Annotated in this window: 14 protein-coding genes and 2 pseudogenes; 8 read left to right on the plus strand and 8 right to left on the minus strand. The window is 70.1% G+C overall.

What is annotated here, in order from left to right; genetic code table 11:
* Window positions 1-89: 89 nt before the first annotated feature.
* Together ASH01_RS12255 and ASH01_RS12260 are read left to right on the plus strand one after the other, a co-directional pair.
* The gene (locus tag ASH01_RS12255) at window positions 90-1,466 is read left to right on the plus strand and encodes a hypothetical protein (RefSeq protein WP_156415557.1); all 1,377 of its coding nucleotides are present in this window, start codon (window positions 90-92) and stop codon (window positions 1,464-1,466) included.
* Window positions 1,466-2,050 (plus strand): hypothetical protein, encoded by a 585-nt coding sequence (locus tag ASH01_RS12260; protein ID WP_056776064.1) that lies wholly within the window; start codon window positions 1,466-1,468, stop codon window positions 2,048-2,050. The genes ASH01_RS12255 and ASH01_RS12260 overlap by 1 nt, the downstream gene beginning before the upstream one ends.
* Here the strand turns inward: ASH01_RS12260 and ASH01_RS24020 are convergent.
* The 3 genes and pseudogenes from ASH01_RS24020 to ASH01_RS23670 all read right to left on the minus strand — a co-directional run.
* Window positions 1,977-2,729, minus strand: coding sequence for a hypothetical protein (locus ASH01_RS24020; RefSeq protein WP_443081129.1), 753 nt, complete (start codon window positions 2,727-2,729; stop codon window positions 1,977-1,979). The two genes, ASH01_RS12260 and ASH01_RS24020, sit on opposite strands and share 74 nt — an antisense overlap.
* A 211-nt stretch (window positions 2,730-2,940) precedes the next feature.
* Window positions 2,941-3,707, minus strand: a pseudogene (locus ASH01_RS24025) (tyrosine-type recombinase/integrase); the annotation flags it as partial.
* A gap of 267 nt (window positions 3,708-3,974) precedes the next feature.
* Window positions 3,975-4,898 (minus strand): annotated as a pseudogene (locus ASH01_RS23670) (tyrosine-type recombinase/integrase); the annotation flags it as partial.
* A gap of 369 nt (window positions 4,899-5,267) precedes the next feature.
* Here ASH01_RS23670 and ASH01_RS12280 point away from each other — a divergent pair.
* Complete coding sequence (locus tag ASH01_RS12280; RefSeq protein ID WP_056776071.1) at window positions 5,268-5,870, plus strand: DUF1326 domain-containing protein; 603 nt, start codon at window positions 5,268-5,270, stop codon at window positions 5,868-5,870.
* Between the two features lie 5 nt (window positions 5,871-5,875).
* Window positions 5,876-6,694 (plus strand): DUF2182 domain-containing protein, encoded by an 819-nt coding sequence (locus tag ASH01_RS12285; protein ID WP_056776073.1) that lies wholly within the window; start codon window positions 5,876-5,878, stop codon window positions 6,692-6,694.
* 51 nt (window positions 6,695-6,745) lie between these two features.
* Here the strand turns inward: ASH01_RS12285 and ASH01_RS12290 are convergent, their stop codons facing one another.
* Together ASH01_RS12290 and ASH01_RS12295 are read right to left on the minus strand one after the other, a co-directional pair.
* Window positions 6,746-7,426 (minus strand): response regulator, encoded by a 681-nt coding sequence (locus ASH01_RS12290; protein ID WP_200959199.1) that lies wholly within the window; start codon window positions 7,424-7,426, stop codon window positions 6,746-6,748.
* A complete protein-coding gene (locus ASH01_RS12295; protein WP_056776075.1) occupies window positions 7,423-8,619 on the minus strand; it encodes a sensor histidine kinase in 1,197 nt (398 codons plus the stop codon). Before ASH01_RS12295 ends, ASH01_RS12290 begins: the two co-directional genes overlap by 4 nt.
* A gap of 199 nt (window positions 8,620-8,818) precedes the next feature.
* Between ASH01_RS12295 and ASH01_RS12300 the strand changes: the two genes are divergently transcribed.
* Both ASH01_RS12300 and ASH01_RS12305 read left to right on the plus strand, forming a co-directional pair.
* Window positions 8,819-9,541: an ABC transporter ATP-binding protein gene (locus tag ASH01_RS12300; protein ID WP_056776077.1), complete on the plus strand. Its 723-nt coding sequence runs from the start codon at window positions 8,819-8,821 to the stop codon at window positions 9,539-9,541.
* Window positions 9,538-10,281, plus strand: a complete 744-nt coding sequence (locus ASH01_RS12305) for an ABC transporter permease (RefSeq protein WP_082619790.1) — start codon at window positions 9,538-9,540, stop codon at window positions 10,279-10,281. Before ASH01_RS12300 ends, ASH01_RS12305 begins: the two co-directional genes overlap by 4 nt.
* 83 nt (window positions 10,282-10,364) lie before the next feature.
* On the opposite strand, the gene ASH01_RS12310 is transcribed toward ASH01_RS12305, so the two are convergent.
* From ASH01_RS12310 to ASH01_RS23430, 3 genes are read right to left on the minus strand one after another with little or no spacing between them, the layout of a single operon-like run.
* On the minus strand, window positions 10,365-10,604 hold the full coding sequence (locus ASH01_RS12310) for a hypothetical protein (RefSeq protein ID WP_056776080.1): 240 nt from the start codon (window positions 10,602-10,604) through the stop codon (window positions 10,365-10,367).
* Entirely contained in the window at window positions 10,601-11,338 is a 738-nt protein-coding gene (locus ASH01_RS12315; protein WP_056776082.1) for an RNA polymerase sigma factor, read from the minus strand. The genes ASH01_RS12310 and ASH01_RS12315 overlap by 4 nt, the downstream gene beginning before the upstream one ends.
* Window positions 11,335-11,772, minus strand: coding sequence for a hypothetical protein (locus ASH01_RS23430; RefSeq protein ID WP_200961793.1), 438 nt, complete (start codon window positions 11,770-11,772; stop codon window positions 11,335-11,337). Before ASH01_RS23430 ends, ASH01_RS12315 begins: the two co-directional genes overlap by 4 nt.
* A gap of 2 nt (window positions 11,773-11,774) precedes the next feature.
* On the opposite strand from ASH01_RS23430, the gene ASH01_RS12325 reads away from it, so the two are divergent.
* Together ASH01_RS12325 and ASH01_RS12330 are read left to right on the plus strand one after the other, a co-directional pair.
* Window positions 11,775-12,236 (plus strand): hypothetical protein, encoded by a 462-nt coding sequence (locus tag ASH01_RS12325; RefSeq protein WP_056776085.1) that lies wholly within the window; start codon window positions 11,775-11,777, stop codon window positions 12,234-12,236.
* A gap of 2 nt (window positions 12,237-12,238) precedes the next feature.
* Window positions 12,239-13,120, plus strand: a complete 882-nt coding sequence (locus ASH01_RS12330) for a patatin-like phospholipase family protein (protein ID WP_156415558.1) — start codon at window positions 12,239-12,241, stop codon at window positions 13,118-13,120.
* Window positions 13,121-13,169: the final 49 nt, after the last annotated feature.

Here is a 13,169-nt window from a genome sequence, read left to right on the forward strand (position 1 = left end):
CGTGCGCATCCCTATCGCCGTCAGGGTGCAGCGGCGCAAACCGCGGAGTCCGGCTCCGCCTGCGTGGTGACGTTGGCCGTCCGGGGCTGATGGTATGGGCTTGGCAAAATCCGGGCGTTCGGGTTGCCGACTTCTGCTGCGTACAGCAGTCTGCCGCGGGCAGGGGTCTACAGGGGACCCTCGTCACAGGGGAGTTACTTCATATGAGAGTGACGCGTTCAGTCGTCATCATGTTCGTGGGCCCACTCCTGGCGACGGCTGGAGCGGTTGGTGCGCATGCCGCACCGGCCGCGCAGTCGGCGCCGCTGGCACAGCCGCCGTCGGGGAACGTCCTTGCCGCCGGGGAGGTGAGCCGCTCCACAGGAGCGCTGAACACCGAGACCATCCTCCTGCAGTCCAGCGAACGCCAAGGCGTCATCGCCGGAGCCAGCGTCAAGCTGATCTGGTACCCCGGTCTCGACACGGCGGCCACGGGCGATGTCATCACGCCCGTGGTCCTCTCAGCGGGGCGAACCGACGTGAACGGCCGATACCAGCTGACGGCCACGCCCAACGACAAGATGGTCGCCGAGGCCAACCGCAATGACGGCTGGGTGAACTTCCAGCTCACGGTCGACTCGGCGTCCGGGACGACCAGCCAGAACTTCTCCCGCGCCTGGCACAACCACGCCTGGTCGACGAAGGAACGCCAAGACCTCGCCGGCCCTGTCAACGTGCAGTACGTCTACGACACCAAGGGAAAGCTCCTCAACGGTACGCCGAAGGCCGTCAACGGCGTCGCGACGGCGACCACGGCCACCGCCTATGGATGCCAGTACGTCATCGACACCACCTACCGCCTCTCGACGCGCCTGGGACAGCACCACAACGCCTCCAACGCTGACTCGTACTGGCAGTACGGCACCACGGCCGACTCCGACATCGACGTGGGCGCCAAGTCGTGGGGCTCTTCCGCCTGGTCCATCAGCGGGAGCGCGCACGTGGGCAACTCGCTGAGCACTGCGGTGACCAGCAGCCACACGACAGCGTTCCACGCGTGGATCAGGACCGACATGCGCTACCAGAAGGGGCACATCCAGGACTACTACGGCGCGGCCAACGGCAGCACCTGCTCAGGCAGCGGCCTGCGCGTCGGTGACCAGAAGACGGCGGTCCAGACGTGGGCCGGTGGCGTCGGCTCGGACACCCAGGCCGGAGCGTATGACCGCGGCTGCATCCAGTCGCCAATGTCCTCTTACCGGGGCACATACCCGGCCGGCACCGGCCTCACGATCTCCTCGTCCCGAGCGACCCGCTCCTCCGTTGCCGTGTCGACGCCGTACCTGAACCTGGGCGGCACGTCGGGCTACTCCACGAAGATGGACATGCACTGGGACAGCAAGCGCGGTCGCGGCGTTTGGCTTTGCGGGATCACCGGAGATGAGGCCACCAACCCCGGCATCATCCACTCCCAGAACATCGTCTGATGATGCGTGTAGCCCGCCAGGTGATCCGTCGCGCAGCCGTCGTGGGTGTCTTGGCGCTGCTGCCGGGCTTGGCGGGCTGCAGCGGCTCTGACCTGAAGGATGGGCCGTTGCGTATACGTGGCGGCGACGCAGTGGTCACGATGGAGTCGAAGGTGGGGCAGATGGTCGCCTACGGCTTCAACGTCATGACGAACGAAGGCGGCAGTCCCATCACGAACCTGTCCGCGGAACTTGTACCCGCGGCGGAGGAAACCGGCGACGGCATCTTGTTCGAGCCGGCCGTCGTCGTCGACATCGCGGCACTCGACACCGGCTACCTCGGCGCGGGGTCTTGGCCTGCAAGGGAGTGGTCGAACCACGCGAAACCCTTGCAGGGCTTCGAGATGACGGCTGCCTCGGACGGCCAAGTCGAGCTCTTCCTTGTGGCCAAGGTGACCAAAGATGGGCAGTGGCTCTGGCCAAGGACCAAGGTCGAGTACGACTACGCCGGCAGTCACTATGCGGAAGAAGTCACCAACGGCTTTGCCGTATGCGCCCCGGCACCGTGCACGCCACGGACGTCGGCCACCACCTCCGGAAGCTGAACGCAGTTGGTGTGGCAGGACGCTCGTTCGTCCTGCCACACCAGCAGCTTGACGCCAGGGCCTTCTTGCGCCTCGGAACAACACCGGGCGGCCTTGGCCGCACCCAGAACGCACGCACATCGGCATTATGTGGGTGATCGGTGTCAAGAGGCTTCGGTGKTGTCGAGGCTGGTGATGAGGTTGTCGTAGATCTCGGTTCGTCGGGTTTGGCCYTTGGCGCAGGCGTCGGCGCGTTGGGCGAGCAGGGTGGGTCGGAACTCGATGGTGGTCTGGAAGAACGTGCAGGACTCGCAGATGTTCTCGTACTGGCACGGGTTTGGCCCTTGGCGCAGGCGTCGGCGCGTTGGGCGAGCAGGGTGGGTCGGAACTCGATGGTGGTCTGGAAGAACGTGCAGGACTCGCAGATGTTCTCGTACTGGCAGTCCATSRTCTTGGGCCGGACGCAGTAGCCGTTGCCGAGCATGCGGTGGTGTTCGCGGTTGAGTCGGGCCATGTTCGGGCCGAGGTCCTCGGCGGGCAGCTGGGTGGGCAGCTGGGCGGGTTGGGCGTAGAGGGCCTCGACTTTCTCGGCGACGGTGAAGTACTCCTCGGCGACGGTGCGGTTGGCGATCTTGGCGTACACGAGGGTCATGTCCAGGGACTTGTGTCCGAGCATCGCGGCGATGGCCTCGATGSWCATGCCGCGGTTGATGGCTTGGGTGGCCAGGGTGTGCCGGAGCTGGTGGGGGTGGATGTGGCCGAGGCCGGCCGCGGAGCCGGCTGTGTTGATGAACCGGGTGACGGCGTGCCGGTCCAGGGCCCTGCCGTTTTCGTAGGGGATGAGCAGTGGGTGTCCGGGGCTCGGCGACCTCGTGCTCGACGCCTACGACGGGCCGACGAACAAGCGCGCNATGCCGCGGTTGATGGCTTGGGTGGCCAGGGTGTGCCGGAGCTGGTGGGGGTGGATGTGGCCGAGGCCGGCCGCGGAGCCGGCTGTGTTGATGAACCGGGTGACGGCGTGCCGGTCCAGGGCCCTGCCGTTTTCGTAGGGGATGAGCAGTGGGTGTCCGTCCGGGACGTGCGCGGCGCGGTAGGTGTCGACGAGCTGCACAATGCGTGGGTGCAGCGGCAGGTAGCGGTCTTCGTGGAGCTTGCCGACCGGGACGTGGAGCCAGTGGGTGTCGCCGATGAGCACGACGGCGTCGGAGCTCAGGGCGGTGTATTCCCCGACGCGTAGGCCGGTGCGTAGGAGGAACTCGACGGTGACCCCGACGAGCATSCGCYGGTCGGCTTGCGCGGCGCGCAGCAGCTTGGCTGCGCTCGGGTCATCGAGCGCTTTGGGCAGGGCGTGGTGCTGTCGGGGGACGTCACCCAGGAACATCGGGACCCGGGGTGGGGCGTCGTCCCAGCCCCATTCATCGATCCGGGTGAAGAACACTCGTAGGGTGCCGAGGCGGTGGGCGATGGTGGCTGGGGTGACGCGTTCCTTGTTCTGTCCGGGTCGGGCCGCGACCCACGTCTTGAAGCCCTCGATGTGCGGCCGGTCGATGTCCCGAACGCGTTGCAGCCCAGGGTGTTCGGTGGCGAGGTAGGTGGTGAAGGAGCGTAGCGCGAGGTCAGCGCCGGTGACGCTGCCCGGGCGTAGGACGCAGGCGACCTGGGCCAGGTAGGCGCGCATCGTGGCCACCACGTGCGGGTGGGTCGCCTCGAGCTGCTCCCAGGTCGGCAGCAGCAGCGGCCCACTCACCTCAGCCTCCGGAACCCCGGGACCGCGGCTCGGTCTTGACGGTCTGGATGGTCCCGAAGATGCGGCGGGACAGGCGGCACGGGCGACCCTGGTTGGCCGGCGAAGACCTGGGCGTCGATGACTTCCGCGGCGCGGCGGTACTGGGAGGCGAGCCAGTCGTCGGCCAGGTGCAGATAGATCCGGGTCGACTCGATCGNNGTGCCCGGCTTGGGCCTGGACGGCCTCCAGCGGCATCCCGGCCTCCCGCAGCCGGGTCAGGCAGGTGTGGCGCAGCTCGTGACAGGACGCGTGCGCCAATCCGGCCCTGGCGCGGGCGCCGTCGAGGACCTCGTCGAGGCCGTACGCGCTCAACGGCCGGCCCCGCCGGGGACGCTTCAACACGAGAAACACGACGTCGGTGTCGGCGTCGGCGGGTCGCTCCTGCTCGAGGTAGGCGCCCAGGTGCTCGAAGAACCGCGAGGAGATCGGCACGAATCGTTGGTGCCCGCCCTTGCCCTGAGCGATGAACAACCGACGCTCCGCGGCCCGGACATCCTCCATCCGCAGCCCGAGGACCTCGCAGCGCCGCAGCCCGCCGAGCAGCATCGCGGCGACCATGGCCCGGTCCCGGTGCGTGCGCAACGCGGTGGTGAGGGCGTCGACCTCGACCGGGGTCAGGATCCGCGGCAGCGTCCGTTGCGGCGCCCGCACCAACGGCACACCCTGGGACGGCCGGTGCCGTTCGCGGCGAGTCGGCAGCCCGCGCGGGACCGGGTTGCTGGGCACGTCGCCTCGGGCGGTCAGGAACGCGTACAGCCCTGCGACCGTGGACAGTCGGCGACGCACGGTCCGCAGGGACACCCCGACCGTGTCACCGCCGACCGGAGCGAGCAGCGGGTCCGGAAGGTGAGGGGCGCCGCTGCGTTGGGCGGTGATGAACCCCAGCACGTCGGTGGCCGTCACCGCCTCGACCGGCTTGGCCACGACCGTGAAGAACACCTTCAGGTCGAACCGTGCCGCCAGCACCGAGTTCGGCCGACAGCGCCCGGACAAGAACTCCAGGTAGGCATCCAGCAGCGGATCGCCGAACAGCTCCTGCCGAGGCTCAGCGGACGGAATCAGACACGACACAACGCTCGGCATACGGGGCCTCCTCGAGGAGAACGGACACCCCAACGTAGGAGCGTCGGCGACCCCGAAGGATCACCCACATATCAAGCATGACAGCAAGAGCGCTTCCGCGTTCCGTGAGCGCACTGGGCCGACCCGGCCCACCGGGGCACGCACGGATCCGGAAGCACCTGCCTCGGCCCGTCGCCGCCCGCCGCCGGGCGACAAACGAGTCGAAGTATCCCAAACAGTTCACGGGGACGGAGGCCCCGGACCCTCCGGGGACACGTCGGGCTGGTGGGGGCGCCGCAGATCGCGCCGAACGGGGAAATGGCTCCTCAGTTTCGTTGACGCGCAACGCCGTTGGGGAAAAACTGGAGGGCACGAGGAAGGGGTTCGACGATGGCGTGGAATCTGACCGGTAGCTACGTGGAGACCTGTTCGTGCGAGCTCATGTGTCCGTGCAACCTCTCCCTCGATCACGGCGCAACCTACGACTTCTGTCGGGTGACCCTCGCCTTCACCATCAGTGAGGGCCAGGTCGAGGGCACTGACATCAGCGGGCGGAGGGTCGTGTTGATCGCCGACACCCCGAAGGTGATGACCCAGGGCAACTGGCGGCTCGGGGTCTACGTCGATGATGACGCCAGCGATGAGCAGTTCGACCAGCTGGTCAAGGTCTTCGGCGGGCAGCTGGGTGGGCCGATGGGTGCTCTGGCGCCCTTGGTGGGGGAGGTCGTGGGGGTCGAGCGCGCCGCCATCGACATCTCGGACGACGGGCTGCTGCACCGTGTGCGGGTGGGTGACTCGATCGACTTCGAGATCGAGGACATCGTCCCGTTCGGCGTCGAGACCGGAGAGCCGGTGCGTTTCCACGGAATGTTCCACCCGGTCGGTTCCGACCTGACGATGGCCGAGGCACGCCGCACCCGCATCAACGCGTTCGGGATCTCGTACGAGGGCAAGACGGGCCTGTCGACGTCCACGTTCGCCTGGGCCGCCTGACCTCGATGCGCGCGCCGGCCGAGCCGGGGGGTGATGCGGGTCCGGGTCCGGCGATCGCCGCGATGCGCACGCGCGTGGGTCTGGTTGTCGCGCTCTTCGCCCTCGCCGCGCTCGGCTGGCTGCTGACTGCGCGTGAGATGCGCGGGATGGATGCCGGACCCTGGACGAGTCTCGGCAGCCTCGGCTGGTTCCTGGGCATCTGGGTGGTCATGATGGCGGCGATGATGTTGCCTTCCGTCGCACCCACGGTCGCCTTGTACTCCCGTCTCACCAGGACCAGTGCGCCGCTGTCACCCTGGATGTTCGCCGCGGGGTATCTGCTGACCTGGGCCGTCGCGGGGGTCATCGCGTACGGCATCGGGGTGATCGTCGGTGCCATCTTCGGGGATGCACTCGCGTGGGACAACGCCGGGCGGGCCGTCGCGGGCGTCACTCTGGTGGTCGCCGCCGTGTACGAGCTCACCCCCCTCAAGGACGTGTGTCTCGGCGCGTGCCGCAGCCCTCTTGGTGCGCTTCTGGGCTCGTGGCGCGGTGGATTGAGGGGGGCCCTGAGGATGGGAGTTCGCAACGGGGCCTGGTGTGTCGGATGCTGCTGGGCCCTGATGGCTTCCCTCTTCGCGCTGGGCGTCATGAGTCTCACGTGGATGGCTCTCGTGGCGGGCATCATCGCCCTCGAGAAGCTGCTCCCGTGGCGGCGCGTCGTCACGTACGCGACGGCCGCGCTCCTGCTGGTCCTCGGCCTGCTGCTGTTGTCCGCCCCGAATGCGCTGCCGGGACTGACCACCCCGTCGGGCATGACGATGTCGGTCGGCCTGCCTCGATGACGTGGGCTGACCCGGCGTAACTGCCGGGGCCGTGGCCCGCGTGGGCCGGGTTCAGGGGGCGTGCGGCTCCACGAGTCCGCTCTCGTAGGCCATGACGACGAGCTGGGTGCGGTCTCGGGCTCCGAGCTTCATGAGGAGTCGGCTCACGTGGGTCTTGGCCGTCGCCGGGGTGACGAAGAGCTCGGTGCCGATCTCGTGGTTGGACAGGCCCCTGGCGACGAGCAGGAGAACCTCCCGCTCGCGCTCCGTCAGCGCGTCCAGGGACGCGGGCGGGTCGGGTCGTCCGACCACGTCGGCCGGCTCTCGCCGGACGAACTCCTCGATGAGCAGGCGCGTCACCGTGGGCGCGAGCAGCGACTCACCACGCGCGATGACTCGGATCCCGTCGAGCAGCTGGGCCGGCGGCGTGTCCTTGAGCAGGAAGCCGCTGGCTCCGGCGCGCAGGGCTCCGAAGACGTACTCGTCGAGGTCGAAGGTCGTCAGGACGAGCACGCGTGTGGACAGGCCGAGGGCGGCGATGGCGCCTGTCGCCGCGAGTCCGTCCATCACCGGCATCCGGATGTCCATGAGCACGACGTCCGGCTCGAGCTCGCGCGCGAGCGCGACCGCCTCGGCGCCGTTCTCGCCCTCACCCACGACCTCGAGGTCGGGCGCGGAGCCCACCAGCACGCAGAACGCTCCTCGCACGAGGGCCTGGTCGTCCACCACGACGACGCGCACCGGCGCACTCACGGCGTCTGCACCGCATACGGCAGCGTGGCGTGCACCCGGAACCCACCTCCGGGCCTCGGGCCGGCCTCGAAGCTCCCGCCGTAGAGCTCCACCCGCTCCCGCATGCCCACCAGTCCCTGGCCGGCGCCCGGGGCGACGCCGACGTCCGACGCCGGGACGTCCCCACGGCGCGGACGCCTGGCTGGTCCCTCGTCGAGCACCTCGAGGTCGACCTCCTCCTCCGAGCAGGCGATGTGGACGTGAGCGACGGGTCCGCCGTGCTTGAGGACGTTCGTCAGCGCCTCCTGCACGACGCGGTATGCCGCGAGGTCCAGGCCGGCGGGCAGGCTCGCGCCGTCGCCGGTCGAGCTCACGGTGACCCCGACACCGGTCCGGCGCGTCTCGGCCACGAGCCGTGGGATGTCGGCGAGCCCGGGCATGGGGTGCATCGCGGTCTCACCGTCCTGGCGGAGCACCCCGAGCATCCGACGCATCTCGGTGAGCGCACCACGGCTGGTCGACTCGATGACCGCCAGGGCGTCTCGAGCTGCCGTCGGGTCTGTGGCGATGACGTGGCTCCCGACACCCGCCTGGACCGCGATCACCGACATCGAATGAGCCACGACGTCGTGCAGCTCGCGGGCGATCCGAAGCCGCTCCGCCGTCACGGCCGCGCGGTCCCGGTCCTCCCGCTCGCGCTCGAGCAGGCGGGCTCGCTCTTCGATCGCCGCCCACCGGAGGCGTCGCTGGCGCAGGTTGTCGCCGGCCAGCCACGCGACCGCTGTCGCGAGCAGGGTCGAGACGACGTCGCTCGGGGAGACCACGCCTGCGGGTTGGGCGGCGATGGCCAGACAGAAGGCCCCCACGGTCGCGCCGAGCGCCAGGAGCGAGTCGCGGCGTCGACCGTGCAGCGCGAGTCCGAACAGCAGAGCGAAGGCGCTGACCCCGGGGTAGGGGGCGTAGTGGAGCAGCGAGAAGGCCACGAGGGCCAGGAGCGTCACGGTGAGGGCGAGCCACGGGGCTCGGCGGTGCACGGCGTACGGCGCCGTCATGAGGATGCCCAGCACCCAGGCCCACGCGTCCACCGGCCGCTGCCCTGCGCGGACGGCCACGCCGAACGACAGGACGAGCAGGACGAAGAGGCCGAGCGCGACGAGAGCGTCGGCGACCCGTGGGTCCAGCCGCCGCGGGCGTCGCCGCCAACGCGTGTCCATACCTGAAGGGTAGGGAGCGCGGGCCTCCGTGGGATCGGCTTCGGGGCGTACGCCCCGGGAGGTATGCCGTCTCGTGGGCGACCGATGACCCCACCCCCAGGCGCACGCGGAGGCTCGGCCGCACGGCCGACGACCGAGGACCCCGTGGAGCCGGATCGTTGGTCTCAGCCAAACCGGCCCGACACAGGAGCTCAGCACCATGCCAACACTCTCGTTCCACCAGCTCACGAAGCACTACGGTCCCGTCACCGTCCTCGACGGCTTCACGGCGACGGCCCTTCCCGGCCGAGTCACCGCGTTCCTCGGCGTCAACGGGGCAGGGAAGACGACGAGCATGCGGATCATGCTCGGTCTCGCCGACCCGACCAGCGGGGAGGCGACGATCGATGGCGTCCGCTACGCCGACCTGCCCCATCCGACTCGCGTCGTCGGCGCGGTCCTCGACCAGGGATTCCACCCGAACCGCTCTGCCCGCAACCACATCCGCCTGACCGCGAGGCAGGCGGGGGTTCCCACCGACACGGCAGACGACCTCCTCCACCGCTTCGGTCTCGGGGCCGCGGCCGGTCGCCGGGTCGGTGGCTTCTCGCTCGGCATGCGTCAGCGGCTCGCCCTGGCCTCGGCGCTCGTGGGCGACCCGTCAGTGCTCGTCCTCGACGAGCCGCTCAACGGCCTCGACCCGGACGGCATCCGCGAGATGCGCCGCTTCCTGCGGTCCTTCGCGGACGCCGGCGGCACCGTCTTCCTGTCGAGCCACCTGCTCAGCGAGGTCGCGGCGGTCGCTGACGACCTCGTCGTGATCCACCGCGGCACCCTCGCCGCCGCCGGCCCGGTCCGCGACATCGTCACCGACGACACCGACCTCGAGTCGGTCTTCCACGACCTTATCCACTCCACCGACACCCAGGAAGTCTGGTCATGAGAACCCTTGTCTCCCTTGAGCTCTACAAGCTTCGCACCACCCCCGCTGCGTGGGTGAGCCTCGGCATCACCCTCGTGCTCGGAATGGCCTCCGTCGCCGCCAACGCACTCGTCCCCAGTCCCGGGGGACCGGCCTTCGGGTCGACGGACCACGTCAACCACACGCTCTCCGTGTCAGCGCTCACCTCGATGGTGATGTTGGCCATCGGGGTGCTCGTCGTCGCCGGCGAGTACCGACACCGCACCATCATGCAGACCTTCCTCGGCGAGCCCCGCCGCGCCCGGGTGCTCGCGGCCAAGGCCGTCACCGTCCTCGGGCTCGGTGCACTCCTGGGCGCCGGCACCTTCGGCGTCGCCTACGCGGAGGCCGTGATCATCTACGGCGCCCGCGGGGTGCACTCGCTGCCGATCGATGTGGCCCAGCTCTGGATCGGCGCCACGGTGGCCTCCGCCCTCTACGGCCTCGTCGGCGTCGCACTCGGGGCACTGACCCGCAACACGGTCGCTGCCATCGTCGGGGCGATCACCTGGGTCATGATCATCGAGGTCGGCATCCTCGCCAGCGCCCTCCCCGAGGTCGCCCAGTGGCTCCCCGCGGGGGCTGCCATCGCCCTGACCAGCGTCGGCACGGCAGCGCACGGGATGCTGAGCCCGACGACTGCTGCCCTCGTGCTCACCGGTTGGGCGTTGCTCATCTCAGGGGTCGCGGCCCGCTTCAGCCTCACCCGTGAGGCGCACTGAGCCACCAGCAGGCGACCACGTCTCGGGTCCACACCGGACCCGAGACGTGGTCGCCTGCCGGGTGGCGGAGCTGGGCCCGAGCCTCACCCGCCGTCGAGCAGCCGCAGCAGCGACTCGGCCTCCTCGTCGCAGGCTGCGCACCCCCGCAGGTGGGCGGCCATCGCCTTGTCCCGGTAGGTGGGGTCGTGCACCAGCGCCTCGGCATAGCTGTCCATCCGTTCGAAGCACTCGTCGCACGAGAGCCAGGGGGTCGTGTCCTGCAGCAGCGCACTGACGTTGCGTGGTGTCAGGGCGGCCGAGTCGGGGCGAGGTGTCGTGCTCATGGAGTGCCTGCCGTGGGGGTGGGGGAGATGCGTGAGCGGGCGTCGGAGGGGGCCGGATCCGGTGGGTCTGCCGGGTGGACGGGCAGGTAGCCGTTCGCGGTGAGCTCCGTCCGCAGGCGGACCCGGAGGTCGTGCAGCGTCTTGTAGAGGGCTCCTCGGTTGGTGCCCAGGCGCTCGGCAAGAACGTCGATCGGGATGCCGTCGACGAGGAGGGCGATCGCGATGCGGCGCTGGTAGGGCGTGAGAACGCCACGCATCGCTGCGGCCACGGCCGCCGCGAGGTCGTTTCCCTCCGCATACAGCTCGGGGTCCTCGTGCCGCGGCGCGCTCGGCACGTCGAGGTCACGGAGCTCCACCTCACGGTGCCGCCACTGCAGCCGCCGGACCTCGGTCGCCGCCTGGAGGATGGCGAACTTGAAGGCCCACGTCGTGAAGCGGCTCCGCCCCTCGAAGGTGTGCAGCTTGGCCAGCAGTGCGGTCATGGCCTCGTCGGCCGCCTGGTTGACGATGACGTCGACCGCCGACGGGGAAGGATCGGGCAGCGCGGGACGCATGCGCCACACCTGGTGCGCGGCGGCCCGGAGCATCAGCGTGTGCAGCTCTCGCAGGGCCGCGGCCTGTTCGGGTCCTCCACCGGTGAGCGCCTCCACCCAGTCCATCGGGCTGGGGGCATCCGACGGTGGTGACGACACCGAGGTGTTCGAGCGCTGCTCGTCCCTGCTCACCGCGGTCATCGGCCCACCTGCGGCGCATCGAGGCCATCGAGGCCGTCGAGGCCGTCGAGCGGGGACAGGATGCGTGCCGCGAGCTCCGGCGGGCAGCCGGCGTCCACGAGCTCGAGCAGCGCGTGCAGGTCGACCCGCTGCCGGGCCAGGTCCCGAGCGAGCAGGGCCGGGAAGCCCGCCTCGCGCAGCCGGCACCTGCGCCACTCGACGACGTCGAGCGGTGGTCCGGCGGACTGGCAGGGGACCGCGGTGGCCGGGGTGTGGGTCTGGTGCGGGGTCATGCCCTGTTGGCGGTGTGCAGCGTCGCCGGTCTTACCGGTCGGGGACAGCGCGGTAAGACCGATGACGCGTGGACGCACTAACACCCCGTCAGCGTCCCACTCGGCCGGCTCGATGTCGCGGAGCAGCCCGGAGGGCACCGAGCCACCAGTCCAGGAGGACACGCATGGTCACCATCGGCAGTCCCAGCACCACCCGTCGGGTCGAGCGCCCCGCACGTCCGGACAGGAGTGACCCCACCTACCAGGCGTATGCCGTGCTGCGCGCTGCCTTCGTCGTCGCCCCGGTCGTCTTCGGTCTCGACAAGTTCACCAACCTCCTCGTGCAGTGGGACCAGTACCTGGCCCCCGTGCTGTCCCGGCCGTTGCCGGTCACACCGCACGAGGCGATGTATGTCGTCGGCATCGTCGAGGTGGTGGCCGGCCTGGTCGTCGCCCTCCACCCGCGTCTCGGCGCCATCGTCGTGGCCGCGTGGCTCGGCGGCATCATCCTCAACCTGCTGCTCCTCCCCGGCTTCTACGATGTGGCCCTGCGCGACCTCGGCCTGCTGTCGGCGGCCGTCGCCCTGCAGCGGCTCGCCACGCGCTTCGACCCGCGCCCCGTGCTGTGGCCGGTCCGGCGGGGCTGACCATGAGCACGGCCTTCGTGCTGACCGGGGGCGGCAGCCTCGGCGCGGTGCAGGTCGGGATGCTCCTGGCCCTGCGCGACTGCAAGATCGAGCCCGACCTGCTCGTCGGCACGTCCGTCGGCGCCGTCAACGCGGCCTACCTCGCCGGACCCGGGAGCACGCGGGCCAGACTGGAGGCCCTCGTGGGCCTCTGGCAACGGATGCGTCGCCAGGACATCTTCGCCCCGGACCCGCTTCGGTGGCTCGGGGCCGCACGCGGGACCCAACCGTCGCTGTTCGCCGGCACCGGCCTCGAGCGCCTCCTGCAGAGCAACCTCGGCTACGACGACCTCGACGACGCACGTGTCCCGGTCGAGGTCACGGCCACGGATCTCGTGACCGGTCAGGGCATCGTGATGGGCACGGGTGCAGCCGTCAGCGCCGTCCGAGCCAGCGCTGCGGTCCCGGGGCTGCTCCCGCCCGTGGTGCGTCAGGGCAGGACCCTCGTCGACGGCGCCATCGGCGAGCTGGACGTGCTGGCCCACACAGCGGCGCACGGCGTCACGGACATCTATCTGCTGCCCGCCGGCTACCCGTGCGCGGGAGCAGGTCCGACGACCGCGCTCGGCTCGGTCCTGACGGCGCTGAGCCTGCTGCTGCACCGCCAGCTCATGGCGCAGGTCCGCGGCTATGACGGCGGTGCGCGGCTGCACGTCCTGCCCCCGCTGTGCCCCCTGTCGGTGTCACCCGCCGACTTCAGCCAGACGACCGCTCTCGTGGCGCGGGCCCACGAGAGCGCCCGCCGTTGGTTGCGGTCGGCCTCGTCCCGTCCCCGGGGCGACGCGGGCGTCCTGGCCCTCCACGACCATGACGGGCTCCGCGCCCGGGAAGGAACGAGCGCATGAGCCCGTCACCGGAACAGGCTGGACTTCGTGATCGCGCCCGAAGGCACTG

Source organism: Terrabacter sp. Soil811 (genome assembly GCF_001429655.1).
Classification (GTDB): Bacteria; Actinomycetota; Actinomycetes; order Actinomycetales; family Dermatophilaceae; genus Terrabacter.

Bases quoted from the DNA above. Each gene is read 5' to 3' on its own strand.
- ASH01_RS12255 (WP_156415557.1), top strand. From the start codon at position 90: ATGGTATGGGCTTGGCAAAATCCGGGCGTTCGGGTTGCCGACTTCTGC.
- ASH01_RS12260 (WP_056776064.1), top strand. From the start codon at position 1,466: ATGATGCGTGTAGCCCGCCAGGTGATCCGTCGCGCAGCCGTCGTGGGT.
- ASH01_RS12280 (WP_056776071.1), top strand. From the start codon at position 5,268: ATGGCGTGGAATCTGACCGGTAGCTACGTGGAGACCTGTTCGTGCGAG.
- ASH01_RS12285 (WP_056776073.1), top strand. From the start codon at position 5,876: ATGCGCGCGCCGGCCGAGCCGGGGGGTGATGCGGGTCCGGGTCCGGCG.
- ASH01_RS12295 (WP_056776075.1), bottom strand. From the start codon at position 8,619: ATGGACACGCGTTGGCGGCGACGCCCGCGGCGGCTGGACCCACGGGTC.
- ASH01_RS12300 (WP_056776077.1), top strand. From the start codon at position 8,819: ATGCCAACACTCTCGTTCCACCAGCTCACGAAGCACTACGGTCCCGTC.
- ASH01_RS12305 (WP_082619790.1), top strand. From the start codon at position 9,538: ATGAGAACCCTTGTCTCCCTTGAGCTCTACAAGCTTCGCACCACCCCC.
- ASH01_RS12310 (WP_056776080.1), bottom strand. From the start codon at position 10,604: ATGAGCACGACACCTCGCCCCGACTCGGCCGCCCTGACACCACGCAAC.
- ASH01_RS12315 (WP_056776082.1), bottom strand. From the start codon at position 11,338: ATGACCGCGGTGAGCAGGGACGAGCAGCGCTCGAACACCTCGGTGTCG.
- ASH01_RS12325 (WP_056776085.1), top strand. From the start codon at position 11,775: ATGGTCACCATCGGCAGTCCCAGCACCACCCGTCGGGTCGAGCGCCCC.
- ASH01_RS12330 (WP_156415558.1), top strand. From the start codon at position 12,239: ATGAGCACGGCCTTCGTGCTGACCGGGGGCGGCAGCCTCGGCGCGGTG.